Here is a 26409-nt window from a genome sequence, read left to right on the forward strand (position 1 = left end):
GGCTTTTTTATTTCTTCTATTGTTCTTTTATAATCCTAGTTGCTCTCTAAATTTTAAAGATTGTCTTCTGGATATTTCTATTTCTACATCCATATCTAAATTCACTTTCAATTTCCCATTAAACCATGGTGTTACTTTTGTAATTGTATTTAGATTAATAATTTGCTGTCTATTAACCCTAAAGAATGTTTTAGCAGGAAGTTTTTCTTCTATTTGATTTAGAGATTTATAAACCAATGGTTTTTCTTTATCAAAATACACTCTTGTATAATTTCCTACGATTTCAAAAAGTCTAATATCAGCAATCGTAACTAGCCAACACTTCTCTCCTTCTTTTATAAAAATCTGACTCGTTTCTGATAACTTTTCTTTAGACTCTGATTCTCTCTTATCAGATATTTCCTTTTTTAATTTTTCTATTGTTTTAGAAAATCGTTCCTGATTAATTGGTTTCAACAAATAATCAAAAGCATTATATTCAAATGATTTAATTGCATACTCATCATAAGCTGTTGTAAAAACAACTAAAGGAACCTGATCCAACATTTCTAATAGATCAAATCCATTTTTGCCAGGCATATTGATGTCGAGAAATAAAATATCTGGATTAAGATCAACAATGAGTTTATACGCCTGATCAACATTTTCTGCCTCTCCAATTATTTCTATATCTGGATACTCTTTAAGTAATTCTTTTAGCTCTTGTCTTGCCAATCGAGAATCTTCAACTATTACTGCAGTATTATTCATGCAAAGGAATTTTAATTAAAGCTGTAACTTCATCAATTGCTTCAGTTAAACTAAAAAAAGATTGTGTCCCATACAACAATCGCAGTCGTTCTTGTATATTTTGCAATCCTATTTTTGTTGACGAAATATTATCTTTTAATTTTCCAGTATTTTTTACTTCTATATGCAACATACCATCTAGTTTAAAAACTACAAGAGATACTTCTCCACCATCAATTTGTTCAGAAATACCATGTTTTATAGCATTCTCAATCAACATTTGTATCAGCATTGGTGGTATTTTAGTATCCAAAACATCTTCTTTTATTTCTTCTTTATATCGCAAGCGTTTCTCGAATTGAATTTTTGATAACTCTATATAGTTTCTAACGATTTCAATTTCTTCTTGCAATGATATCACATCTACCTTATTGCTATTAAGAGAATACCTCAATAACTCAGATAATTTAGTAATCATGTCCCTTGATTTATGTACATCTTCTAACATCAAGCCTCTTATATTATTCAAGCTATTGAACATAAAATGAGGATTAATCTGCCCTTTTAATGTATTTAACTGAGATTCTTTTAATGTAGTTTTCAATTTTAGTCGTTCTACCTTATTTTGTTGTGATTTCCAGATGGATTTAATAGAAAGATATAGTACTAACCACAAAAACAGTAACAACGACATATTTATAAAAGTACTGACATAATTAATCAATAATCGAGGAGGCATTTCCTTTCCTTCAGTCATTTTATATATAAACTGAGCTATTACTTCGGTAAATACACCCATAAGCAGACCAACTATTAAAAAAATAAGAATTGTTCTAATAATGGTTGCAGAAGATAGGCTATCAAAAGAAATTTTATCCCTAATCAAAAGCCATAGAATTGTAGAGAATAAAATCCCCGTTACCATAAAAAGAATTCCCTCTGCTACCACATATTCGGCAGATAGAGATTTCACATAAGCAATTTTAGAATATACGTTAAGACCTCCTGGAAGCCCCCAACCTATAAGCTGTAGAATCCAAAACCAACTTCTCTTAGAAATTTTAAATGTACTCACTAAAAAGGGTTTTCTTTATTACTAGACAAAATACTCAATACCAATGATAAAAACTAGAATCGTTTACGAATCCAATCACCTACAACTTTCATCGCTTCTGTATTAAATGTTTCTTCAATATTCTCATACTCGGATCCAGCTCCTGTTTCAGCGATCTGAAACAAATGATTTAATCCATCGAGTTCTTTAATAGTTACATCTTTATTACCAGCTTTACTTAATCCTTCCTTAAAACCTTTTAAGTTTAGTTTAGGCAATACCTGAGAATCTTTACTTCCGTTAATTGCTAATAAAGGAACTGTTACTTTAGATAAGAATTGGTCTGGATCGGTTCGTATAAAATATTGCATCCATACACTTTCTGAAAAAACAGAAATCAATTGATTTAGTGGTAACGAACGAAACAATTTTTGTTTCTCTTCACTCAAAGCTTCGCCATACTTCTTTAGCTCTTCTTCTGATCTTGTAACAATTGTTTCTTTACTACTTTCTTGCTGAATGACAGAAAATATAATATCTCTCGATTTTTCATCAAGTTCAATATACTCTTTAGAAGCTCCCAATTGCTCCAACATTCTTTTGGCCTGAGTAAGCAATACTTTTTTTCCTATGACCCCAGTTCCTGCTAAAGAAACAATAAAAGCCACATCTGTATTACGTGATGCAACCATAGGCGCTATAAAACCTCCTTCACTATGTCCTATTAGTCCTATTTTTTTAACATCAATATCCTTTCTTTTTTTAAGAAATTCTATGGCAGCCTCCACATCAGTAGAAAAATCAAATGAAGTCCCACCATTATACTCACCTTCACTCTCTCCAACACCTCTTTCATCATATCTTAAGACAGCAATTCCCTGTCTGGTTAGATAATCAGAGAGCACTAAAAAAGGCCTATGATTTACAAATTCTTCATTCCTATTTTGCGGACCAGAACCAGAAATTAAAATTACTACTGGTGGTTTCTCTATACTTTTAGGTAAGGTTAATGTTCCTGCTAACTTAATATTATTAGCATTTTTATTAATAAAAATCACATCTTCGGATAGGTAAGGATATGGTTTTACAGGATCTTGAGGTCTTCTTTTTGACGTTTTAACTATCGCTTTTCCTGGTGTGAGATTTAAAAAAACGTCGTTTCCTGCCTGCGTAAAAGTCCCTTTTATAACATTGTTTTCTAGTTTTCCTTGATACTTAACCATCTTTGATGCTACTTCAATAGTTAATATCTGATTTTCAAAACTAGTTACATCGGCTGGAATTTCAGTATTCGTCTGGCTCGGACTTTTTAAGACCGCTGTGTAATTTCCATCATTCTTTTTAATATTGATTTCAATTGGTAATTCAGCTCCCGAAGCTTTTAATACTCCGTTCCAATCTCCAGTGATTTCTTGCGCTCCAGCAATTTGAGAAATCAATCCTAATATTATCGCAACTAGAAATTTAATTATAGTAGTCATATGCTGTTGTTTTTTGATTTACACCAAAGATAATCTCATTCATCTTTGATACACACCAAAATATGACAAACGGTTTCTAACCAAGACCAGTGGTTTTATATTACTTAATAAAAACTAATGCTATAAACACACAATATCCAGCAAAAATTAAAAAACCTTTAGGTCTTCCTAAAATCATCTTTTTAGGAATAAAAGCCAGAGGCAATAGTATCAATGCAAATCCAAGCATCCAGAAGATATCTATATTCATCAATCGCGTATCGGTTACGGCTATTGGCTGAATTAATGAAGTAATCCCTAAAACAGAAGCTATATTAAATATATTTGAACCTATTAAATTTCCCAAAGAGATCGCTTTCTCTTGTTTTAAAGCTGCAATTACAGAAGCCGCAAGTTCTGGAACACTAGTTCCTATAGCAACCATTGTAAGTCCTATTACTGCCTCACTTACTCCCATTCTGGTAGCGATATCTTTTGCTCCTTCTACTAATAATTCAGACCCAAAATACAATGCCACACCACCAATCAACAACCAAAAAATCATCTTGAAATTAGAAACTTTCTCCAGAGAATCATCTACTTCTTCAATCATTTTATCTGCATGTCGTCTTGCTCTTTTGATCAATAAAAACATATACACCAAAAGGGATATCAACAATACCGCACCTTCTGTTCTTGTAAGCACACCATCATTATCAAGAAACACATATAAAGCGATAGATAATAACATCATCACAGGCCAATTAAACTTATAAAAGTCTTTATCTATTGCCAAAGGACCTATTAATGCTGTAATCCCTAACACCAATCCTATATTGGCAATGTTAGAACCAATAATATTACTCAGAGAAAGATCTGTAGAACCTCCTAATGCAGCCTGCAAACTCACCAAAAGTTCTGGAGCAGAGGTCGCAAACGACACTACGGTAAGACCAATTACCATTTTTGATAATTTCAATCTAAAAGATAAGGCAACCGAAGAACGCACTAAATACTCACCTCCAACCACAAGAAGTACAAACCCAATAATTACAAAAATTATACTCTGAAACATATATTATTAATTTGTTTGCGAATATAGAATAAGTATACCATATGTTATGAATACTAGCATTATTTTTTGACTTGATTCGACTCCAAACTACATTTAAAAACTATAAAAATAGTTAAATAACTACAAAAATAGTTGTGAAACTATTTTTGTAGTTATATATTTGGAGCAACTTATAATTTGAACCATGGAAAAACTTACCAACAAGGAGGAAGAAATTATGCAGGCGTTATGGAAACTGCAAAAGGCATTTGCAAAAGAAGTACAGGCAGAACTAAACAACACGGTTCATTACAATACGGTCTCTACCATAATTCGAAACCTTGAAGAAAAAGGTTATGTAGGATATACTGCTTATGGAAAAACGCATCAGTACTACCCTATTGTAACCAAAGAACAATATCGAAGTAGTTTTGTTAGCAAAGCTATGACCCAGTATTTTAATGATTCTTATAAAAACATGGTTTCTTTTTTTGCTAAAGAAGAAAAAATTACTGCAGAAGAGTTGAGAGAGATTTTAAATGTAATCGAACAAAAAAAATAATGTAATGGAAGCATTTTTGATCTATTTAATTAAATCGAGTATAATTCTTGCTTTATTCTATTTGGTATATTTCTTTTTACTAAGAAAAGATACCTTCTTTACTGTGAATCGACATTTTTTATTAGCTGGAATCATTAGCTCCTTATTACTTCCTTTTTTAGAATTTACTACCATTGAATTTATAGAACAACCTACTTTTCAAATCGTAGAATACAACACCATCCCAACGTTACATGCACAAAACACACCCGAACCAATAGATTGGTGGCTAATCGTATTTGTTTCATATATCATAATTACATTAATTTTATTCATACGGTTTGGACTGCAATTATTATCATTAAGAAGAATTTTTATAAGGAGTTATAATAAACAAAACGAAGAATTTTCTCTTATAAAAACTACAAAAGACATTGCCCCTTTTTCCTTTTTTAAATACATCATATTTAATCCTTCTTTGCACAATTCAGCAGAATTAGAAATGATTTTAAAACATGAAAAAATCCATGCAAAACAGTACCATACCCTTGATTTATTGATCATTAACTCCTTAGTCATATTTCAATGGATCAACCCATTTTCATGGTTTTATAAAAAAAGTTTACAACAAAATTTAGAGTTTATTGCTGATCACGAAGCGATCCGTGATCTACCTTCTAAAAAAGAATATCAACTTACATTAGTAAAAGTATCATCAAATAATTATTCGACAATCACGAATAACTTTTATCAATCATTAATCAAAAAACGAATTGTTATGTTAAACAAAAAACAGTCTAATTATCAAAATCTTTGGAAAGCAACCATCATACTCCCTCTTCTGAGTATATTTTTATGGAGTTTTAATACTAAAACTGAAATACAATACATCCCAAGCGAAATACAAGAATCTATACATACTAACGTATCGGATCCATACCCAGAAAAAACAGTTGCTAACAACTCGAAAGAAACGATATTTCCTGTAAAAAAAGAACATACAACAACTACAGGTGAACATTCATTCCCTTCGAAGAAAGAACATCCTAAAACTACTAAGAATCTTCAAAATACAGTAAAGAATATACCGATCATCGCCACTCCTAAAAAAGCGACAATAGCTGTAAAAGAAAAACCTATAACAACATCTAAAAACACCTTATTCAAAAAAAAAAAAGTAAAGTTTATTATTAACAAAAACTCTACTAAAGAAGATTTGGAAAGGGTAAAACGAGTTTTCAAAAACGAATATGAAGTTGAAATCTCCTTTAGCAATATCAAAAGAAATAAGGCTGATGAAATTACGGCTATCAGCGTTGATATGTCATCTAAAAAGAGTAATGCCAATTTTTCTATAGAAAATGAAACGCCGATCAAACCATTTGTGGTGTCGTATGACAGTAAAAACGAAAAAATTAGAATCGGACAATCAGGCAATTCTCATAAAAATGTTTGGATTAGTAAACATAGCGACAGTGACCACGATGATGGACATATTATAGAAATCGATGTAGATGATGATGGTGATAACATTTTTACGGTAAAAGGTGATAAAAAACACAAGAGAAAAATAATTAGAAAGAAAGGTGGTAAGAACAAAATAATTCTACGTGGAGATCATAATGATGATGGTCTTATCATTCTACACTCTGATGATCAAAAAACCGTATTTGATTTTGACGACAACTCTGGAAAAGATGTTTTATTCTACATTGATGGAAAAAAAGCCAGTAAAAAAGAGGTGAAAAAACTAAAATCTGATGAAATCGAAAGTATCGATGTTTCTAAAGGTAAAAGCACTAAGAAATATGGAAAAAAAGCAAAAGATGGTGTTATCCGTATTACCACCAAAAAAAATAATAAAAAAGGCACAGGTTTTAATTTTAAGATAGACAAGAACAATATGCATATTGGCTCTGCCAGTAACGATAAGCTTAAGCCACTTATATATATTGATGGGAAAAAAGTTAATTACAATGAATTTCAAAAAATCAAACACGAACAAATAGCATCTGTTAATGTATATAAAGCGGAGAAAGCAATAGCAAAATATGGAGATAAAGCAGAAAACGGAGTTGTAGAAATAATGCTTAAAAAATAGATCCATTAGCGAATACAAAATCATAACCAAAAAACTCATCGGTTTACGATGAGTTTTTTCTATTTTAGCTGTATGCAAACATCTTTTTTCATTTTTTTAGCAAAGCTAAACAAGATATTTCTTCCTAGTTATACTAAAAAGCGCCTTGACCTCAGTAAAGCCAGTAAAATCCAGATGCTAATTTTTGGATGGAAATTATACGTAACTAAAAGAGCATTGGGATAACCAATCACACGTTCGCATTACCAAATAATAAAAATAGCACCCAATACTGGATGCTATTTCAAAACATACTACATATTAACCCTATTTAATAAAGGTATTCTAATGCTACTCTATCAAATTGCCCAAACTCTCCATCATTAGAGTTAAAGCAAGCATTCATGATAGAACTTCTGTCTCTTCCCGTTGGAGTTCCTGGAATATGGATTGCTCCATCAGGATTTGCAGGCTCACCACTTTCTCCGCAAGATTCTCTTGAAAACCAATCTACATGTCTTAATCCAAAACAATGTCCTAATTCATGGGTAAACAACCCTTCCAGCAATTGGTCATTATTATTTCGGTTTGCACCTCCATTAATCATTACTCTTTTGAATGGTTCTCCTCCAGATGGAAAACCTGCTCTTCCACGAACACCATCCTGAGGAATTACTGAGTTACTTGTTTGTGTATATGCTACTACATCATTATTATTAAAATTAGTTGTAAACACCAATTCTATCTGAAAATCTACATTTAAAGCATTAAAATTATTAACAGCATAATTTAATCCTCTTTGTGCAATAGTACTTAACCCAAATCTATCATTACCATTATATCCAACAACACGAATTGTTCTAGGAGTACTCACTAAATTGAACGTTCTATATTGCTTGCTATCTACGCCATCTCCAATCTCCATATTCATGATTTGATCATAGGTCATGACGATATCTTTCTCTACAAAATACACTTCTTGTTCACTACCATCAATATCCTGAATCACCTGTTTAGTAACTACATTAGGGTTGAAATTTAATGTCAACAGTTTACTTGATACTTCTTTAGAAATTGTTGTAGAATTATTCTCTACTGGATCTACTGATTCTTTTTCACAAGAAATCATAATTGCACTGCATATCACAGTAGCAAACATAAATTTGATACATTTTTTCATCGAGTTTGTTTTTGATTAGTTATTGTATAGTCCAAAGTACTTTTTAATACCCTAAAAGGTCACTCAGATTACATTAACGACATCTTTCACTACATAAAACTACCATATGAATGTATATTTGTCACATTTCGGCAATTATTACATCTCAAGCAAAACTTTTATATGTAGGTTAAATAAAGACCTAAATACAGTAAAATTTCAAAACCATACTCATTCGAATTTGACCAAAAGTCACTGATAATCAAAAGGGTTTTAAGGAAACACCTTCAAGAGAACGTTTTATCAAAGTAGTATTAGAAACTTGCAACATCTGTCTCTGTTTTTCGTATTTAGAATAAATTCTATTATCAAAAAACCAAAAAATAATATGTAGTATGAAAAAATGGATCTTTTTAGGAATGGGTATACTAGGTATATTCTCCTTGACTGCATTCAATGCAGCATCTAACTCAACCTCTAGCATAGAGGTACAGCAACCCAATGAAATAATAGCTACAATTAACAAAAACACTACAGAAAAAGAGCTTGAAGATCTTAAAACATTCTTTTCTGAAAACGGCATCGAACTGATTATTGATAAGATCGAATTCAATGATCAAAATGAAATCACCAGCCTTAGTATTATTCTTAAAAAAGGAAAATCTAAAAGCAAATATTCTTCTTCTTCTACAGAACCAATATCAGATGTAGAGCTCGGATACAAAAACGGTAATCTCTACATTACTAATTCTGGGATGTTTGATATTGCTTCCTGGAAAAATCAAATCGGTTTTAATCATCATAGTTTTGATATGGACAGTCTATTAAAAAATCAAAATTTCAGTTTTAACTTTGATTTTGATTTTGATAAAGAAGGAGATTCTTTATTTTTTAATGGGAAACATTTCGATATGGGCAAATTAAAAGATCAAATTATGAATTCTTTTGAGTTTGACGAGGATGAAAACGGAAACTTCATTTTTAATGGTCAGCAATTTCCTTCTCATTTTAGTAAATCAAAGAAGTTTAGGTTTGTAGATGATCCAGATATAGAAAAGTTAATTATTATTGACGGAAAAGAATCTGATTTTAAAACACTCGATGAATTAGCCAAGTCGGATAAATTAGAAGAAGTCGATTTCTTAAAACCAACAATTGCTACTAGCATATATGGCGACAAGGCAAAGGACGGTGCGATCATTGCCATCACAAAGAAATAAGGTGATATATTTCTATACAACAAACGAGCATTCGATTTATTGAATGCTCGTTTATTTTTTCTATTAGTAGTTTAATAAAGAATCTACTGGTGTATTCAGTTTTTCTTTTCCATTGAGAAAATCTAGTTGCATCATAAAGTTACACTGCACAACAATGCCACCTAACTCTTCTACCAGTTCACAAACAGCTTTTGCCGTACCACCAGTAGCTAATACATCATCATGAATTAATATATGTTCTCCAGGCTTAATCGCATCTTTATGAATCTCTAAAACATCTTCTCCATATTCTAATCCGTAACTTTTAGTATGTACATCAGCAGGTAATTTTCCTTTTTTGCGAACTGGAATAAAACCTGCTTTTAATCGTTCGGCAATCATTCCTCCCAAAATAAAACCTCTAGCTTCAATACCAATCACCTTATCAATGTTTACATCTGTAGGACATAATGCAACTAATTGATCTGCGCAATATATTAAAGCCTCAGAATTAGCCAAAAGTGGAGTAATGTCTTTAAAAATAATTCCTGGCTTCGGAAAGTCAGGAATATCTCGTATCAATTCTTGTATGTTCATGAGCGCAAAATAACGAAAATCAAAAAAGAGTACTAAAAAATTATGAAAAGTGCCTTGAAATAAAAAAACACTGTCAAAAAGCGCCTTGAATTATTTCATTCTATAACTAATAATCAATTTAAAGTTGCAAAACAAAACATAATTAAAGACAACCTGATTACATATTAAAACAATTATCATCTTACAGCTTACACTAAATATTCAATTTCGCAGATTTTAGCATAAATATTTTTCTAATACTAACAGTCCATATATATTACATGGACAAGAAATAATTAAAATCAATTTTCATTATTAAAAGCATAGAAATCATGTAATCAACAATGTATACTACTTATTAACTAAATAACTAATTAATAAAATTTAATACATTATTACTATGCTAACATATCTAGGAATTACTATGGTTCTACTTGGAACCACCATATTTATCATCAAACCTTTTTTTAAGGAATCTAAAACACTACATAAGTTCACCAGACAAAGAAATATTTCAATGATCCTTATTGGACTTGTGATGAGTGTCATCTCAGGAATGTTCTTTTATGCAGAACCAGGAACCGCGTATGCTGTGCAATATCCTTGGGGAACTCAAAAAGCGGTAGTACATCAAGGAATACACACCAAAATGTGGGGACGATTAATACCGATTCAATTTGAATTACCTATCAAATATGTCATTCCGAATAAAAAGAATGAATTGGGTGAGCAAAGCAAATACGCAAATGTTGACCAAGCTAAATATTGGGCATTTAGCGATGCGGTAAAAGCAAGAATTGCAACTTCTGTAGTCATTAGTATCAACACAGCAGATGAAAATCAATTTTTATCGGTTGCAGATCGTAACAAGACAGAAAAAAACTTAATTCGTTCTAGGATCATTCCTAATATTGATCAATCTATTAAAAACACCTGTAAGCTTATGGATGCGCAAGATTACATATCTGGGCAAGCTTCTGATTTTGATAGGTACTTTAAAGATCAATTAGAAAACGGGATGTATGTTTTAGAAGAGTTCTTTGCAAATGAAAATAGAGAAACTATTGGCGATAGTACCACAGTAAGAACTATTGTAAACAAAGAATCTAAACAAAAACGTTTTAGAATAAAATATGAAGACGGAGAGCCTGTTAGAGAAAAAGGAAATTCACTAGGAGGATATGGTTTAACGGTTGTGCAAGCTGTTGTTACAGAAATTGATTGGGAGCCTGAGTTCGATAAACGACTTCAGTTACAAAAGGAAGAAGTTGCACAGACCCAATTAGAAAAACAGCAGGCAGAACGTGAATTTTATCGTGCTCAAAAAGAAACGGCAAGAGGTGAAGCTGAGAAAGCAGCAGAACGTGCTAGATTAGAGAAAGAGCAGATTCAGAAAACTATTGAAGCCGAAACAAAGGCCAAAGTAGCAGAATTTAATCTTATCGAAGAGCGTAAGAACTATGAGGTAGCACAGTTTAAAGCAAAAACTCAGAAAACGATGGCAGATGCACAATCTTATGAGAATGCTAAACTGGTAACTGCTGGACTTACTCCGCAAGAACGTGCAGAGTGGGAATTTAAAACCTCTGTTAATGTTGCCAAACAACTTAAAGATCTTAGACTACCCGAAATTTATATTCAGGATGGAGGAAAGCAAGGAACTGATGGTAATTTGTTGCAATCACTCATCGGAGCTGATCTTGCAAAAAAGATGATGTCTCAAAACACATCAAAAGAATAACCTTTTAAAAAAGCGGAATGAAAAGATTTCATTCCGCTTATATCATATCATTTATAACATTATATCTTATGAAAAAGCTAATAAAAATATATACAGGAACATCGATACTAGTAAACAGATTGGCTACTTTACTAGATGAAATACATATTCCCTCATTGATTAAAGATTATAGAGAATCAGGGCGATTAGCTGGTTTCGGAACTTTAGATGGAACTACAGAGTTATTTATTTTGGATGATAATGTAGTAAAAGCTCGCGAAATCATTGAAAATTTTAAAAAAGAAATCTCAAAATAGTTTTATAATTTACGAAATACTCATATATTTGCACCCGCAAAAAAGGCCTCGTAGCATAACTGAATAGTGCACTTGATTACGGCTCAAGAGGTTGCAGGTTTGAATCCTGCCGAGGTCACAAGATTAAACCCCAGTAATACTGGGGTTTTTCTATTTTTAACACTTTCCTTCTACTACTCAATTAGTTGATTTATTGGATCAAAATGGTATATTTACGGTAAGAAGTTTACGAAAAGTTTACGAGAACAACCTTCAATATACCGCAAAATGAAAGCTACTGTTAAGTTATATACAACCGATGGATTGTCAAATGGTTTGTATCCAGTGAAGCTTATTGTTACTCACCAAAAGAAGATTAAACGTAAAACCATTGGTTATTCATCTGCAGATGATTGGGATGATTTTAATCAGCTTCCTAAGACCTCACATGATGATTTTGAAAACCTTTATGGTGTTATCCTAGATTATAGAAAAAAAGCGGTAGCTGGTAAATTTAAGAGTTTATTAAATGTTACCGAAGGTTTACAATACTTTGAGGGATCTGAAAAAAAAGAAGTAAACTTTTACGATTTTGCAGATAAGGAAATCACTAGAATGAAAAAATTAGGTAGAAACGGTAATGCAGATGCCTATCAATACGCCATCAATGAATTAAAAAAGTTTTCTCCTTACTTGAAATTTAATCAAATAGATCGGATAGTCTTAGAGAATTTTAAACAATATAAAAAAGAAGAAGGTAATAAAAATACTACCATAAGAACATACCTATATGAAATAAGAGCTATTTACAACAAGGCAGTACGAATGGGACTAACTGAAGATAATCGTCCTTTTGTGGGTTTGTTTCTCGATTTACCCGTTAGAGTTAGACGTCATAAAAATGAGTACTTAGATCGAAATGGAATTGAGGTTTTGAGAAAAGCGAAAAACTTATCTAAAGAACAACAAATAGCCGTTGATTTAACTTTGCTTCAGTATTATTTCTGTGGAGCTGATTTAGTAGATGTTTATTATCTTAAGAAAAAACAATTAGTAAATGGAAGAGTCTATTTTACTCGCAAGAAGCTTGGGGTAAAAGGGTATGAATTTGATGTTAAAATAATGCCTGAAGCTAAATTATTAATTGACAAGTACATTAGTACTGAAACCGAATATGTTTTCCCATGGAGAAAAGATGATGTAGGATATAAAACGTTTAGAAGTAATCATAATCGTAAGATGGAAAGGGTTCAGAAAAATCTGGAAATTGATTTAATGCCTAAGGGAGGTAAATTAACCAGTAAAGTAGTTAGGCATACATTTGCAACGTTGGGTAAATTTGCACATGTGGATCCCGATATATTAAGAGAATTAATGGGGCACGAACGAAATGATATAGATACTGCGTATAAGGATAAATTTCCTGAAAAAATTAGAGATAAGGTGCATAAAAAGATAATAAAATAAAATATTACATGGAAATAAATTTATTCTTGTATCTCAACCCCCAATGATGTAAATTCCCTTAACAAATAAAAGAAGCACAATGAATACTTTTCAACTAATTAACCTCGTAGATCTAGGTAATTTAATCTTAGGGTTTGGAACATTTTTCTTGGGTATTGTTGTTTTATATATCAATACCAAAAACTCGAATCGCGATCGACGAATTCATCTAGCAGACAAAAGGCAGCAATGGATAGTTGAATTTCGTTCAACCATAGTTGAATTGTTGATTGAAATGGAAAAAGTAAATTCGAGCATAGATAATACTAGTGAACAATCCTCCAAATATGAAGACGAAATATCCCTGCCACTAATAAAAAAACTACACGAAATTACTCTTCTAGTAGACTCTTTTAATGACAAATCTGCGGATTTACTGGATGAAATTGGAGCTTCCATTAGCCTAATTAAAAATGATAGAGTACAATTCTTAAACAACATACCAAAGATCCTAATATTATCTAAGGAATTAATTCATCATGAATGGGAAAAAATTAAAACATTAAGTAATTGAATTTGCGTGGCGCTAGAATTTAGCTTGATTAACTTCTATAAACCTATGAGCTTAGTAAAATTAAACGAAATCATTCAGATAAAAACTATCTGAATTAATAATATTTTCAATTTTTGAAGTTCTCTCGTTAAATTCCAGGATCAGAAAAAAATGTGCATGATTATCAAATATAGGTCTGTATCGTTTATCAAATTTATTTCCAAGTCTATCTATTACCTTTCCTTCTTGTATATCAATGAGGTATTTTTTTAATATATCTACATAGATTTCTGGTTTAAACTTAATTAATAACTTAATTAATGTAGATACATATATTTTAATTTTTCCGCTAGTAAGATCCTTAAAGGAATAGTATTCTTTAATTTTGACTTGTTCAACTTCAAATTCCTCTATATCAGGTCTTGAAGTTAAAGAATCACTATAAAATCCACTAATTGCTTCCAAGATTAGTTGCTGGTCTTGATAGATTACTGATGAAATTGATTCATGAGTTATTGAATTCCTAATAAGATCTTTATTGATTTGATCAGATTTATATCCGTAAACATTTAAAAAAGAAGGAATTGAATCAAATACAATTACGTTATTAATATTTTCATCTTTTAGAACACCCCTAAACAAAGGATTGGTTTTAAAAACTTTGTCATTAGAAATAAATACTATCTGATCATCTTCATTCAGTTTAGCCCACTCAATAATGCTTATCCAAATTAGATAATCCCTAGTATCGTCCTTTCTGGAATATTGCTTATTTTCAATTAAAAAATCTACTAACCTGTCACTATCGATTTTTGGCTTAACTTCAAGTTCTTGCAAACTATGACTACCAATATACATACTTATGAAATCCAATTCTCTTTCCGCCCTATTAGCTATGTCTTCTATCTGGATATTCGAAAATGATTTAAGAATTTTGATTTTATCTAGAGAACGTAACAAATCATCTGTTTTTCTTGTTACTATCTCTCTCTTATAAAAATCAAGATATTCTTTTATTACAATGTTTAAAATAATTAAATCACTACCAGATCCATTGCAGTACCTTATTAAGTTTTTATAATTGACTTTCTCATAAAAAGGGACACCTAAACCACGTAATATATTTGTATCTAAAAAAACATAATTTATCATTGCGTTTAAAGATACATAAAGAGTTGTATTTCTCCCTTAAATATTCGGGAATATTCTAATTTAGTACAATAAAAGTTTGTGGAATTCCCGTATCCAACCTATGGGGAATTTATTATATATTTGTTTGATATATAATTTGTAAATCACGTATTCTACCCCTTAAAACGTGTATATTACCATCAATTAGGAGTTATCTACTAAATTTCGTTAGATGTCATCTTTTTACTAATAGTAATTTGTTAATTTTAGGTATTAACTAAAATTTCAAGTGATGAAAAAAGTAATATACACTGGAACCTTTTTAATAGGTTTGTTTTTTATGGTAGGATGCGAAAAAGATAATATTAACGATGAGTTATCTAGCGAAGAAATTGAAATATTTACGGTTGATCCCGACGAAGTTGAACGTCCTGGGGATCAAGGAGGAGGAGAATAATAGCTACAAAAATAACTTCCCAAAAATATTTGGATCAATATTGGTAATCTTATCAGGATTAATTCTTTTTTCTGATAAGGTAACCGATTTTGGTTTAACTGAATCCTATGGTTTCAAAAGTACTAAGACCTTTATATGGGTTTTTACACAATCCTTATCACCTCTTTTATTGTGCGCTGGGGCCTATCTTAAAGCATATCGAATTTCCTATACCGCACCCGTATATTTTTACTTCATACAAATGTATTGGGTATTTAATGCCAAGGCACTTGGCTTTGATGATGTCTTATTGCATGTATATGCCTTTGGATTCTGTATCTTTTCATTTATAACCTTATATGGATTAATTAAAGTTTTGAATTATCTATCCCGACAAAACGAAATTCTACTTAAGAATATCAGAAAACTAACAGCTCATATTGCTATCAATATTCGAAACAAATACATTCCCAAAGATCAATTAAAGGAATATACCAAAGACACTGTCAATGTTGTAAATGACTTGGAATGAAAAAGAAATGGGCGCTAAAAAATATTGAAAAAAATAAAAAGTATCTCGAACAAGAAGCTCTAGAGCAATTACAGTCCGATATAGAACAATATCTGGATGAGGAAATCAAGAAAGAGCGTGAAAAATTGATTGAGGAATTCAAAAACGCCCAAGAATTAGGTATTAGTCTGGCTATTTTGGAAAATATTGTTGTGAATAAATCTCTTAATGTTCTTAGAGCAAATTATACTCTTTACGATCCGAATTGGTTACTTATTTCTTAGGTTTTTCCTTGTTACCAATTCCTGCTTCCAGTAGTTCTTTAACAATCTTAGGCATTAAAACAGTAACCTTCTTATGAGCTTCCAGTTCAACTGCTTTATTAAAGCTTGAAATTTTCATTAAATTATCAAATCTTTTTACAGCTTCTTCTGCAAACTTAGCATCACTTATAGTCGAGTAAACAGCTTCCGATTCATTTACTAAATTATGTGAGTCAAGATTCAAATAATTATTTGTCCATTTATATTCATCATCTGGAAATGCCTGCTGCAATTTAAAAATAATTTTTTCAGTGATTCTGGATTTCCCATCTCTAATATTGTAATAAGTGGTTTTACCCATACTAAGCTTCTCCAAAAACTCGTTTACGCCAATTCGATTATTTATCCTAATCAACTCTAAGCGCTGAAAATCAGTGTTTTTACTAGACATATTATTTAGATTCAGTATAAATTAGACTTAAATAGTATTATTAAGTCATATTTAAGATATATTAAGTACGTAATTAGATATATTTGTACCTATAAACAGATAACATTATGGCAAATATAGTTATTAGAAGTCTGAATAGTAATATTTATTCCAAAATAAAAAAGGATAGAGAGATTTCTTTACGCTTTTCCAAAATTTTGGGAATGAGGGAATATTCAGTTTTTAGGTTGGTAGATAGAAAGGATAAAAAGCTCATGAATTACAACTGTATTCAGGTTCTAAGATCAAGAGGTTATAAGGATGATGAAATATTTGCACCAATAGATAATACCAAGCTATGATCAATCTAGTTTACACGATATTTTTCTTGGCAATTCTGTTACTAGCTATGGTAATTTATCTTCTAAATAATGAGCTTGAACAAATGAGAAATATTGATCCTAACAGCTTAGAATATCAATTGTCTCTAAAGGTGTTTTGGGTATTCACTTCTATTGTTGTCACAGTAGTTTCTGTATTAATCTTTCAATTATTTCTATAGATGTTTTCGAAAATTCAACATACTAATTCACTCGAAGGTATAAAAAATATAGATGGTAGATGGTTGGTAAACGGTCGATCATTTAATCAAATGAATGCCTTTGAAAAGCGAAGATTAGCAATTTATATAGCAGAACACAAAACGATCTAGATGGAAGGATTAATAAGCATACCCGAATTGATGCAGCATATGAAACGTGAAAACCTCGTGATTGCTCCAGCTCATTTAGTAATGAAAGAACAAACACATCTAGAAGTTCTTAGAAAAAAAACACTTGCTAAAAAATCTCTGGCCTATAGTGAGATAGCTAAGGCAAAATTATGGGGAGATATTACACAAAAGAGAGTGTATACAATAGCAAAAGAGTTTGCAAAAGAATTAGAGATCATTAAGCCAGGTAATAAATGTAATTCTCCTGAGAAAATAATAATTAGTGCTGTTATAAGAATCGCTAAACAACGTAATACCTATGAAAACTAATTGCAAAATAAAGAAATCATATCCTACGCCTAACGTAATACGTATAGTAAGAAAATCATGCAGTAGGGATTTGTGTAATCCGCAACCAAGTGGTTTTGGTGGATGTCTAGAAGAGTGTATTGATTGTAAAAAAACTAGTTAAATGGGAACATCTGCTTATCAGTTTCAAAGAGAATTCTTAGACCCGAATTATACCAAGGTCACTTCAATGGTTGCAAAAACGTTGGATACTTCAATAGCCTTTTTACTTGGATTTACTGATAGTGATGAGAAAATATTGACTTGCTATTTTGAAATGATATTCACAAAAACTAGTAGCACTACCCTATTAGCAAAAAAGTATAATCTAGATCCTAACTATATGATGAATCGTATAAATCAACTTGGATCTAGAATTAGAATAGAACCTGAGCTCAAAGAGAAATATAAAAAGCTTCTCAGAGCTTTTGAGTTGGATTGATAATAAAATGACACCCTAACATGAGTGGTAATAATTCTAAATTAATAGCATTTAATTATTTCGGAGGAAAGTTTTCACATTGTGATTCGATATATCCTTATTTTCCAGCTAAGTTTAATCATTTAGTTGATGTTTTTGCAGGTAGTTTTGCAATGAGTATAAACTTTCCTGGGAATGTTATTAAAACGGCTAATGAGATTAATGGAGAAGTAACAAACTTCTTTGAGGTTCTAAGGGATCATACTTCGGAATTAGTAGAGCTTTTATTGCTTACCCCTTGTAGTTTAGAAGAATATAATAAGTCTTGGTTTCAACACCCTTCAGACAGGATAGAAAATGCCAGAAGATATTATGTTCGTGTTCGTCAGTCCTTTTATGGTCTAGGAGCTCAAAGAAAAAACAAAGGATGGCTAATGGCTAAAACCAAGGTGACTTCTAAAGGAGGGGAAGCAGTAAGTAGGTGGAATAATTCAATTCCAAAACTTTTCGAAGTCGCTGAAGTAATTAGAAGTCAATTTCAAATTATCAATTATGATTACAAGGTTGCAATAGAGAAAACTGACACGGAGAATACATTTCATTATTATGACCCTCCTTATCCTTTAGAATGTAGAAAAAGTAGCAACGACTATCGATTTGAATTTACTGATGAACAACATATTGAATTAGCTTTAATCGCTCACCAAACTAAAGGCTTTGGGATGATTAGTGGATATGAATGTGAACTACTAGATGGTTTGTATAGTGATTGGACCAAAGTTAAACTACCTAAAAAGAAAAATAACATAAGATCTAGTGAAGTTCAAGAAGTTATATGGTTCAATTACCCAATGTCTAAAACAGCTAAAGAAGCATCAAAATATAGATTAAGATTATAAAGCAATTAACATGATAAAATCCAAGAAATTGACTAAAAGTCAGCAGCAAGAAATTAAACGATTATATCTGCAATACTCTGATGAGGAGTTATCCGAGATTATTGGATCAAACGTAAAATCCATTAAATCTTATCGCGAGGATAACGGTTTAAACCGTAATCAATATACAGAAGATAAGCTAAAACCTTCTGTAAATGAAATAAGTGTTACTCCAACCGATGAAGCAAAATCTGGTGATTAATGAGGTTTAATGTCGATATAAATCAGCAGAAATGCCTAGAATATAAACTCACTCTCAGTGAAGGAGGTCTCATGGATTTGTTGAATCAGTTATCTAGTTGGGCCGATGAAATGATCATTGAGGGTGAAGTTTATTATCATTTATCGCGCAATAAAGTGATAGAGGAAATACCTCTTTTTTATCAAAAACCTGATACTGTATATCGTGCATTTAAGTCTTTAGCGAATAAAAAACTAGTGGATTATCGTAATCATAATCGAAAGGATTATATGCGACTTTCTGTTGTAGGAAAACAATGGAATAAACTCGGAAATAAATCCGAGTTTAGGTCTAACTCGGAAATAAATCCGAGAAAACTCGGAAATAAATCCGAGAATGACAAAATGACAAACCAGCAAAATCAAGGGTTGCGAGATGCTAACTCGGATTTAAATCCGACATATAATATAATAAGTACTACAAGTAATAAGAGAGAGATGCTTGCTCTAGGTTTTTTGTTGTCAGAAAGTCCAAGTTTGTATGAAAACTTTCTAATGAATTATAAATCGAAAATTAAGAATTTTCAAAAATTCTGCTCGCATTTCAATTCCAAGTTTGATGAAGAAGAATTGAAATATACATCAAAGATTATTCGATCTCGATTAAATCGATTTGCAGATAATTGGATTGAGAGAGAAAGGAAAGATTTCCAAAAAGAAAAAGTTACAGATGTAACTCTAACCTATAGAAAAAAAGTTAGCTAATGATTAAGTCTTTAGAAATACCAAAAGCAATCGATATTGAGGAATCAATATTAGCAGCAATGTTAGTTGATGAACGAGGAGCGATTGAAGCTGTTCCGATTTTGAAAGAAGTTGATATGTTCTTTAAACCTGAGCATCAGGAAATTTATAAAGCAATTTTAAATTTATATAAAAATTCAAATCCTATCGACTTGGTTACGGTTAGTGATGAAGTTAAATCAAATTCAAATTCAAACAAAATTCTTTCTGTGGTGATGGATTTAATGCAGAGTTCAGGCTCTGCTGCTCACATCGAATATCATTGCAGACTATTAGTGCAGTTCTGGATTAAAAGAAGGATAATAAAAAAATGTAATGTCTTAATTTCTAATGCATATAAAAAAGATTACGATTCACTCCAGTTACTTGAAGATGATGCAAAATATAATGATGAAATACAGGAAACTATTCTTTCAGGATCTCATAGCATTACCTATGCCGATGCTTTGAGTCAAACTGAAAAACGTGTGAAAATGTTATCATCGATGGAAGAAGGCCAAATAGATGGCGTTCCTACGGGATATCCAAAGATTGATAAGTTTACAGGTGGTTGGCAAAATAGTGATTTGATTATAATTGCAGCTCGTCCTGGAATGGGTAAAACTTCTCTAATTCTTAAAACTGTTGTAGAGTGTGGAAAAAATGATAGACCAATTGCATTTTTTAGTTTAGAAATGAGTGCTCAACAATTAAGTGCTAGAACAATCTCTATCAATAGTCATTTTCATCTAAGGCAACTGATTAGAGATGGTTTCGAAAAGCCAGAATACTTCGTGACTTTAAGGTCTAAAACAGAGGAAATGAAGAAGTATCCTGTTTATATCGATGACACACCAGCTTTAGATATAAGCGATCTAGTTGCAAAGGCTAGGATTTGGAAAAGAAAACATAATATAGAGATCATTGTTGTTGATTACCTTCAGTTGGTTACTGATCATTCGAAGTCAGGCAACAGGGAGCAAGAGATATCAAGTATATCAAGGAATTTAAAGAAGCTTGCAAAAGAATTAGATGTTCCCGTTATCGCTTTGTCTCAGTTGTCTAGAAGTGTTGAGACTCGTGGTGGTGATAAAAGGCCTAGGTTATCTGATCTTAGAGAAAGTGGAGCGATTGAGCAAGATGCAGATATTGTTACTTTCATTTATCGACCAGAGTATTATGGATGTGAGGTGGATGAAGAATTATTAGCTATGAATGCAAACGCAGAGTTATCATTTGCTAAGTACAGGGCTGGAAGTTTAGAAACTAAAGGTTTGTATTGGGACGCTAATAAAACAAAATATATGGATCCTATTGATAGAGATTCTGATGATAACGTGGATAATTTCAATATTCCTAATGGTAATCCAGATGTCGCTTTCTAATGGCTAGAAGACCTAACAAGATAAATAGAAGTTGGAAGCCAAAGAGAGTTAAGCAACAAAGGTCTGTTGATATGTCTTGGTATTACAATGATTCTCGATGGAGAAAATTTAGTAAAAGATTCAAGGAGGAAAATCCATTGTGTGTTAAGTGTGAAGAAAAAGGACTCATAAGTCCTTCTAGATATACTGATCATATACAAAGATTACGAGATGGTGGGGCACCTGATCTAAATGATCTAAAAGATGAAGATTTTCAGCCTTTATGTGATAAATGTCACGCAAGTAAATCTGGTAGGGAAGCTCATGGTTATAAAGAGGGTATGGGGGTCTAATCACTAGAAATTAAAATATGTAAACATCGCCACTTAGTCAAAATTTTACTCGATGTAATTATTTAGAGGGGGGGGCTATAAATGATAAGATATGGATGTAGTTGGAATTGGAAAAGGTACAGATTTAATGGATGAGATTCCTACTCCTCCAACTTATTTAGGTACTAAAGCTAAATCACATTTTAAGAATTTCGGAAAAATATTAATTGGTAATAAGCAATTAAAAAGGATTCATTTACCAGCCTTAGCCGTAATGTCGGAAAACTTTGAGCAATGGGAATGGGCTGTTAAGGAGATTAGATCTAAAAATAAAAAGAAACACGGATCTGGTTATATCCAAAAATTCGCCACAGGAGCTAAAAACATTTCTGTTGAAGTGACTTTAAAAAGAGATGCAGAGAAGGCCATTATGCAATGCTTTAAGCAATTTGGATTAGATCCTAAATCTGAAAAAGAGCTTAAAGGCGCTATGGATCCAGATCAAGGGGATTTATTCACAGGATTTAATAATAGAAAAACTTCAAATTAATTAATGAAATTATCACCTGAAATATTATCCTGTACTCCATTTCAATATGCTGATGATGTTCGTAATAATAGAATAGTTACAGGTAAAAAAATAAAATTGGCAATTGATCGATTTTACAAAATGATTCATGATGCAGATTCGAAAGGATATATTTTGGATCATAAAAATGGACTACATGTTATTGATTTTTTCGAGTATTTCCTATTGCATACTAAAGGTGAAAAAGCAAAAAATAAAGAATCATTTATTCTTTCTCCTTATCAGCAATTTACACTGTATAATATTTTTGCATGGAAAAAGCAAAATAGCTCAGGGAACTGGGTAAGGGTTATAAAGACAGTTTATGAAAAAGTTGCTCGTAAAAATGGGAAAACTGCAGTGCTAGCTGGGTTAGGTTTATACTGTCAAGCTTTCGATGATGAAGAAGGAACCGAAATTTACGTGGGCGCAACTAAAGAAGCGCAGGCAAAAGTTTTGTGGGAACAGGCTTATCAATTCGTTTTTAAATGTATCAACCTTAGAAAAGTTGGTTTCAAAAATACTCAACGTGAAATCAGGTTTTCTAAAAATCAGCAGTCTGGAGTATTTAGATTTTTAGGTGGTGATAGTAAAACTTTAGACGGACTTAATCCTAGTGTTTCCATCATTGATGAATATCATGCTCATAAAGATGATGGGGTTCGTGAGGTATTAGAATCAGCAATGGGTGCTAGATCTCAACCTTTAATATATTTAATTACTACCGCAGGTTTTAATATGGCTTCGGTTTGTAAGCAATATGAGGATGTATGTAATGAAATTTTACTGGGTGTTAAGCAAGATGATAGCACCTTAGTAATGATCCATGATTTAGATGAAGGTGATGATTGGGAAAACCCTAATAACTGGATTAAAGCTAATCCAAACATAGACGAAAGCGTAAACCTTGATTATTTATTAGATGAATATAAAAAGGCTATAAATCAACCGAGTAAGATTCCGAATTTTAAAACTAAACACCTCAATTTATGGGTAGATTCAAAAGAAGCTTGGATTTCAACTGATGTTTGGAATGCTAATAAAGTTGATAAAATCCCACTGGAAAAGTTTACCAAATTTGGAAGTTTTAGAGCTATCGATCTTTCTACTACCATAGATATTACTGCGGATATCATACTTAGTGAACCTGACGAAGACGGTTATAGATATATAAAAGCATTTTTCTTTTGTCCAGAAGATACGATAGATAGAAGAAGTAAAGAAGATCGAGTGCCTTACCGTGCTTGGCGTGATGCTGGATATTTAATAAGCACTCCAGGTAATACTGTCGATTATAATTATCTAAAGGAAAACGTGATGGCTACTAATAATCAATATGGAGTTAAGCGTATAGAATTGGATCAATGGAATGCTTCACAAGTAGCAAACGATTTAACTGAATATGGTTTAGAAGTATCTTTTTTTAGTCAGCAAATAGCTACAATTAGCTTTCCTACTAAACAGTTTGAGAAACTAGTATATGAAGGAAAAATAAAGCACGATGGAAATCCAGTTTTAGAAAGAATGCTTTCTGGATGTGTAATTTATCAAGATGCTAATGAAAATATAAAAGTTCATAAAGGACATAGTCATATGGGGCGATACAGAGTAGACGGAATTGTAGCAACGATCATGGCTTTAGGTGGAAGCCTTTCTGGTGAGGAAGATAATAATCAAAGTCAATATAATGATCCAGATATAAAAGTAATAATATAAAATGAATATACTCACTCACAAAGAACTCACACAAGACGATCTTGACATGTATTTCTACTATAGAAAGCATGGTATTAATAAAGGGTATTTTCTTAGATACTTTGATCAACTAAAAAACTGTAGAACCGCCTTTGAAGCTTACAATAATGTAAATGATGAATATTTCGATCTCTTTGGAGAGTATAAATATAGTTCTATTCGAAGTTTTAGAAATTCCCTTAAAATATATTTAGCAAAATGAAACTTATTTATTTACTCCTTAATATTACAATAACCTTCCTTCTTTTATTTCTTACATCTGCTATGTTAGATAATAATTGGATTCAAAATGAATCTTCCAGAATTGCTATTGTTTATTTAATAATGGTTACCGAAACAATAATCGGATTTCTTATTACTCGAGAATTATTAAAAAATAAATCATAATCAATTTTGATACGAATATTGGAAAACTTTAATACTATCTTGTTGATTCATAACTTGGAAAGATTTAATTCGAGATTGACTTAAATATGCTGATAATACGAACCATTTATCACTTGAATCTTTAGTATATACTATTGAGTCCGTTATAATCCTTTTTTTATTGTTTTCCTTATCAATATTTATATTCAATTTATTCGTTGATTGTAATTTTTGAATACTTAAATCTGAATTAGCAAATAATCTCATATGGAGTGAATTCAGGTCTTTTGGGGGATAATACATAACATCATTAATTGATAATTCTGAATGATCGAACATAGAGATACTAAGATTCATAAAAAGAAATGTTGAATTTATTATCTCATTATTTTCATTATTGCCTGAAAGTATAAGACGATCTACAATTTCATCTTCCTTACTGTTATTAGGTCTATTCGCAAAATTAACATATCTAATATGAGTATTATCAATTTTAGAATTGTCCATTCTTAATGTTGCTGGAATATCAAAATCCGAATATTCGCGAAGATTTACTCCAATTAAAATTTCAGAATCTTTTATTAATGTATTATTAAAGAAAAAAGAAGTACTTAAAGGGATATTGGAACCTAAGTCATTTATAGTACAATTACGGAAGGAGATGAATGTTTTGAAATTAACATTTTCGAACACAACATTTTTTATATACGAATCACTTATAACAATTTTATCTAAATTAATTACAGAATCATTTCTGTCTAAATTCTTGTTTAGAGCAATAAACGGATCCGCTTCTACCCCTAGTCTTAAGTTTTCTAATTTCATATTCGAAAAATTTCCCTTAATAAATATATCTGATAAATCAATTTCATTAATATTACTGTTTATAAGTGCGGCGAATAAATGCCCCTTTTCGTAACTATATGGTTTTCCTAATGTATCATCTTGAAAACTTCGATATGGCTTCATGGCAGCAGTTACTGCAATTATTCGTCCTTTAAGTTGTTTTGATAATAATCTTTCGCGATTATCGGATTCTTGCAACTCCTCATCAATACGATTTAATATTTCCGAAATTTCAAATTGTAAAGCAGATCGTCTTTGCGCTTCAACCAAATAATTTTGTTGGTTTATTTTTATATTTTGATCAAGAACTAGATTATTTTGTTTAATCATTATGCTAGATTGCCAAATTAATATTCCTAAAGATATTAAAGCGATTAAGCCTCCACTAGCAGCCATTACACCAGGGGAAAAAAACAATCTCCAAATAAAGGAAGAATATATTGCCTTTCTTCTTGGGTCACCCTTTTCATATTGATTGCGATTAATAAAATTCTTAATTATTACTAAAGGCCTGTGCTCTTGTTCTAGTAGTTTAGTTTCAATTTCTGAAATCTGTTTAATGATTTCTTCTTGATTTTTCATTTAGGTTTCTTAACAATTAATCTTTACCTATCATATTACAACAACTCACTCCGAAGGTAGTAACAAATTAACATAATAAAGTAGAAATTTCCCATGTAAATATATTTATTTCAATACTTTAATAAGAATAACTGCTAAGAAAAATGAATTATTTAGGAATAAATAATGTACTAATTAAATTAGAACTTTTGATTTGAATATAAGATTCCTAAAAGAATATAATAATCTTATATGTGATAATTATAAATTAAGTCTTATACTGGTGACCAATACCATTTTCCGTTATTAAAAGTATATCGCAACCCATCATATTCAAAATTCTTGTACTTGTAAATAAGTTGAGTAAAAATCTTTTGTGAAGCAGCTAGGCTTCTTCGACCCGAATAACTTTTAATATTACTATGATAACTGTAAATTTTATTACAGAGCATTGCATAAGAATTACCAGAATTGGTAACTTTTAAATTCGACATTCCAGCATATGCTCTGTTGATTTTTAGTTCTATAAATTTCTCATCGATATGGATCTCTTGTTGTTTCATTGTTAAATTTGGAAATATTCCATAAAACTAGGAA

General features: G+C 31.2%; 33 protein-coding genes and 1 tRNA gene. 24 read left to right on the forward strand and 10 right to left on the reverse strand.

The genetic code is table 11. The annotated features are described in order from the left end of the window. Positions 1-27: 27 nt before the first annotated feature. From QBK95_RS03295 to QBK95_RS03310, 4 genes are all read right to left on the reverse strand, one after another. On the reverse strand, positions 28-750 hold the full coding sequence (locus tag QBK95_RS03295; RefSeq protein ID WP_280930517.1) for a LytR/AlgR family response regulator transcription factor: 723 nt from the start codon (positions 748-750) through the stop codon (positions 28-30). Next, a complete protein-coding gene (locus QBK95_RS03300; RefSeq protein WP_280930519.1) occupies positions 743-1804 on the reverse strand; it encodes a sensor histidine kinase in 1062 nt (353 codons plus the stop codon). Before QBK95_RS03300 ends, QBK95_RS03295 begins: the two co-directional genes overlap by 8 nt. A 53-nt stretch (positions 1805-1857) precedes the next feature. Then, a complete protein-coding gene (locus tag QBK95_RS03305) occupies positions 1858-3264 on the reverse strand; it encodes an alpha/beta hydrolase family protein (protein ID WP_280930521.1) in 1407 nt (468 codons plus the stop codon). A 100-nt stretch (positions 3265-3364) separates the two neighbouring features. Then, positions 3365-4318 (reverse strand): calcium/sodium antiporter, encoded by a 954-nt coding sequence (locus QBK95_RS03310; protein ID WP_280930523.1) that lies wholly within the window; start codon positions 4316-4318, stop codon positions 3365-3367. A 184-nt stretch (positions 4319-4502) separates the two neighbouring features. Between QBK95_RS03310 and QBK95_RS03315 the strand changes: the two genes are divergently transcribed. The 3 genes from QBK95_RS03315 (at position 4503) to QBK95_RS22935 (ending at position 7164) form a co-directional block, all read left to right on the forward strand. Continuing rightward, positions 4503-4859 carry a BlaI/MecI/CopY family transcriptional regulator gene (locus tag QBK95_RS03315; protein ID WP_280930525.1) on the forward strand — a complete coding sequence of 119 codons (357 nt, stop codon included), beginning with the start codon at positions 4503-4505 and terminating at the stop codon, positions 4857-4859. A gap of 4 nt (positions 4860-4863) precedes the next feature. Beyond that, on the forward strand, positions 4864-6939 hold the full coding sequence (locus QBK95_RS03320; RefSeq protein ID WP_280930527.1) for a M56 family metallopeptidase: 2076 nt from the start codon (positions 4864-4866) through the stop codon (positions 6937-6939). Between the two features lie 72 nt (positions 6940-7011). Beyond that, positions 7012-7164, forward strand: coding sequence for an SsrA-binding protein (locus tag QBK95_RS22935; RefSeq protein WP_280930529.1), 153 nt, complete (start codon positions 7012-7014; stop codon positions 7162-7164). An 85-nt stretch (positions 7165-7249) separates the two neighbouring features. Here QBK95_RS22935 and QBK95_RS03330 read toward each other — a convergent pair whose 3' ends face one another. Continuing rightward, a complete protein-coding gene (locus tag QBK95_RS03330; RefSeq protein WP_280930531.1) occupies positions 7250-8098 on the reverse strand; it encodes a M57 family metalloprotease in 849 nt (282 codons plus the stop codon). Between the two features lie 374 nt (positions 8099-8472). Between QBK95_RS03330 and QBK95_RS03335 the strand changes: the two genes are divergently transcribed. Further along, complete coding sequence (locus QBK95_RS03335; RefSeq protein WP_280930533.1) at positions 8473-9297, forward strand: hypothetical protein; 825 nt, start codon at positions 8473-8475, stop codon at positions 9295-9297. A 63-nt stretch (positions 9298-9360) separates the two neighbouring features. On the opposite strand, the gene QBK95_RS03340 is transcribed toward QBK95_RS03335, so the two are convergent. Next, complete coding sequence (locus tag QBK95_RS03340) at positions 9361-9873, reverse strand: adenine phosphoribosyltransferase (protein ID WP_280930535.1); 513 nt, start codon at positions 9871-9873, stop codon at positions 9361-9363. A 379-nt stretch (positions 9874-10252) separates the two neighbouring features. Between QBK95_RS03340 and QBK95_RS03345 the strand changes: the two genes are divergently transcribed. The 5 genes from QBK95_RS03345 to QBK95_RS03365 all read left to right on the forward strand — a co-directional run bounded on the left by QBK95_RS03345 (position 10253) and on the right by QBK95_RS03365 (position 13888). Further along, entirely contained in the window at positions 10253-11593 is a 1341-nt protein-coding gene (locus QBK95_RS03345) for an SPFH domain-containing protein (RefSeq protein ID WP_280930537.1), read from the forward strand. Between the two features lie 68 nt (positions 11594-11661). Beyond that, positions 11662-11889 (forward strand): putative signal transducing protein, encoded by a 228-nt coding sequence (locus tag QBK95_RS03350; protein ID WP_280930540.1) that lies wholly within the window; start codon positions 11662-11664, stop codon positions 11887-11889. Positions 11890-11933: 44 nt separating this feature from the next. Further along, positions 11934-12007 (forward strand) — tRNA-Arg (locus tag QBK95_RS03355). A 149-nt stretch (positions 12008-12156) separates the two neighbouring features. Next, on the forward strand, positions 12157-13335 hold the full coding sequence (locus QBK95_RS03360) for a site-specific integrase (RefSeq protein ID WP_280930541.1): 1179 nt from the start codon (positions 12157-12159) through the stop codon (positions 13333-13335). A gap of 79 nt (positions 13336-13414) precedes the next feature. Then, a complete protein-coding gene (locus QBK95_RS03365; RefSeq protein ID WP_280930543.1) occupies positions 13415-13888 on the forward strand; it encodes a hypothetical protein in 474 nt (157 codons plus the stop codon). Positions 13889-13948: 60 nt separating this feature from the next. Here QBK95_RS03365 and QBK95_RS03370 read toward each other — a convergent pair whose 3' ends face one another. Beyond that, the gene (locus tag QBK95_RS03370) at positions 13949-15019 is read right to left on the reverse strand and encodes a PIN domain-containing protein (protein ID WP_280930545.1); all 1071 of its coding nucleotides are present in this window, start codon (positions 15017-15019) and stop codon (positions 13949-13951) included. A 271-nt stretch (positions 15020-15290) separates the two neighbouring features. Between QBK95_RS03370 and QBK95_RS03375 the strand changes: the two genes are divergently transcribed. Genes QBK95_RS03375 through QBK95_RS03385 form a run of 3 tightly spaced genes read left to right on the forward strand, consistent with a single transcriptional unit; the run spans position 15291 to position 16229 of the window. Next, positions 15291-15455: a hypothetical protein gene (locus QBK95_RS03375; protein ID WP_280930547.1), complete on the forward strand. Its 165-nt coding sequence runs from the start codon at positions 15291-15293 to the stop codon at positions 15453-15455. Between the two features lie 40 nt (positions 15456-15495). After that, positions 15496-15966: a hypothetical protein gene (locus QBK95_RS03380; RefSeq protein ID WP_280930548.1), complete on the forward strand. Its 471-nt coding sequence runs from the start codon at positions 15496-15498 to the stop codon at positions 15964-15966. Continuing rightward, positions 15963-16229, forward strand: a complete 267-nt coding sequence (locus QBK95_RS03385; protein WP_280930550.1) for a hypothetical protein — start codon at positions 15963-15965, stop codon at positions 16227-16229. The genes QBK95_RS03380 and QBK95_RS03385 overlap by 4 nt, the downstream gene beginning before the upstream one ends. Here the strand turns inward: QBK95_RS03385 and QBK95_RS03390 are convergent. Continuing rightward, positions 16219-16659, reverse strand: coding sequence for a hypothetical protein (locus QBK95_RS03390; protein ID WP_280930552.1), 441 nt, complete (start codon positions 16657-16659; stop codon positions 16219-16221). The two genes, QBK95_RS03385 and QBK95_RS03390, sit on opposite strands and share 11 nt — an antisense overlap. A gap of 203 nt (positions 16660-16862) precedes the next feature. Between QBK95_RS03390 and QBK95_RS03395 the strand changes: the two genes are divergently transcribed. The 12 genes from QBK95_RS03395 to QBK95_RS03450 all read left to right on the forward strand — a co-directional run bounded on the left by QBK95_RS03395 (position 16863) and on the right by QBK95_RS03450 (position 24241). After that, positions 16863-17000: a hypothetical protein gene (locus tag QBK95_RS03395; RefSeq protein ID WP_280930554.1), complete on the forward strand. Its 138-nt coding sequence runs from the start codon at positions 16863-16865 to the stop codon at positions 16998-17000. Continuing rightward, positions 16997-17200 (forward strand): hypothetical protein, encoded by a 204-nt coding sequence (locus tag QBK95_RS03400; RefSeq protein WP_280930556.1) that lies wholly within the window; start codon positions 16997-16999, stop codon positions 17198-17200. The genes QBK95_RS03395 and QBK95_RS03400 overlap by 4 nt, the downstream gene beginning before the upstream one ends. A gap of 150 nt (positions 17201-17350) precedes the next feature. Continuing rightward, a complete protein-coding gene (locus QBK95_RS03405; RefSeq protein ID WP_280930558.1) occupies positions 17351-17680 on the forward strand; it encodes a hypothetical protein in 330 nt (109 codons plus the stop codon). 142 nt (positions 17681-17822) lie between these two features. After that, on the forward strand, positions 17823-18140 hold the full coding sequence (locus QBK95_RS03410) for a hypothetical protein (protein WP_280930560.1): 318 nt from the start codon (positions 17823-17825) through the stop codon (positions 18138-18140). 20 nt (positions 18141-18160) lie between these two features. Further along, positions 18161-19018 carry a DNA adenine methylase gene (locus QBK95_RS03415; protein ID WP_280930562.1) on the forward strand — a complete coding sequence of 286 codons (858 nt, stop codon included), beginning with the start codon at positions 18161-18163 and terminating at the stop codon, positions 19016-19018. Between the two features lie 10 nt (positions 19019-19028). Further along, a complete protein-coding gene (locus QBK95_RS03420) occupies positions 19029-19259 on the forward strand; it encodes a hypothetical protein (protein ID WP_280930564.1) in 231 nt (76 codons plus the stop codon). After that, on the forward strand, positions 19259-20002 hold the full coding sequence (locus tag QBK95_RS03425) for a hypothetical protein (protein ID WP_280930566.1): 744 nt from the start codon (positions 19259-19261) through the stop codon (positions 20000-20002). Before QBK95_RS03420 ends, QBK95_RS03425 begins: the two co-directional genes overlap by 1 nt. Then, positions 20002-21405, forward strand: a complete 1404-nt coding sequence (gene dnaB / locus QBK95_RS03430; protein ID WP_280930568.1) for a replicative DNA helicase — start codon at positions 20002-20004, stop codon at positions 21403-21405. The genes QBK95_RS03425 and dnaB overlap by 1 nt, the downstream gene beginning before the upstream one ends. Beyond that, entirely contained in the window at positions 21405-21737 is a 333-nt protein-coding gene (locus QBK95_RS03435; RefSeq protein ID WP_280930570.1) for an HNH endonuclease, read from the forward strand. The genes dnaB and QBK95_RS03435 overlap by 1 nt, the downstream gene beginning before the upstream one ends. A 91-nt stretch (positions 21738-21828) precedes the next feature. Then, positions 21829-22266 carry a P27 family phage terminase small subunit gene (locus QBK95_RS03440; protein ID WP_280930572.1) on the forward strand — a complete coding sequence of 146 codons (438 nt, stop codon included), beginning with the start codon at positions 21829-21831 and terminating at the stop codon, positions 22264-22266. A gap of 3 nt (positions 22267-22269) precedes the next feature. Beyond that, the gene (locus tag QBK95_RS03445; RefSeq protein WP_280930574.1) at positions 22270-24000 is read left to right on the forward strand and encodes a terminase large subunit; all 1731 of its coding nucleotides are present in this window, start codon (positions 22270-22272) and stop codon (positions 23998-24000) included. A 1-nt stretch (position 24001) separates the two neighbouring features. Further along, positions 24002-24241 carry a hypothetical protein gene (locus tag QBK95_RS03450; protein WP_280930576.1) on the forward strand — a complete coding sequence of 80 codons (240 nt, stop codon included), beginning with the start codon at positions 24002-24004 and terminating at the stop codon, positions 24239-24241. 185 nt (positions 24242-24426) lie between these two features. Here the strand turns inward: QBK95_RS03450 and QBK95_RS03455 are convergent, their stop codons facing one another. Both QBK95_RS03455 and QBK95_RS03460 read right to left on the reverse strand, forming a co-directional pair. Then, positions 24427-25833: a hypothetical protein gene (locus QBK95_RS03455; protein WP_280930577.1), complete on the reverse strand. Its 1407-nt coding sequence runs from the start codon at positions 25831-25833 to the stop codon at positions 24427-24429. Between the two features lie 254 nt (positions 25834-26087). Next, on the reverse strand, positions 26088-26375 hold the full coding sequence (locus tag QBK95_RS03460) for a hypothetical protein (RefSeq protein WP_280930579.1): 288 nt from the start codon (positions 26373-26375) through the stop codon (positions 26088-26090). Between the last annotated feature and the right edge of the window lie 34 nt (positions 26376-26409).

This window comes from Aquimarina mycalae (assembly GCF_029906345.1).
Lineage (GTDB): Bacteria > Bacteroidota > Bacteroidia > Flavobacteriales > Flavobacteriaceae > Aquimarina.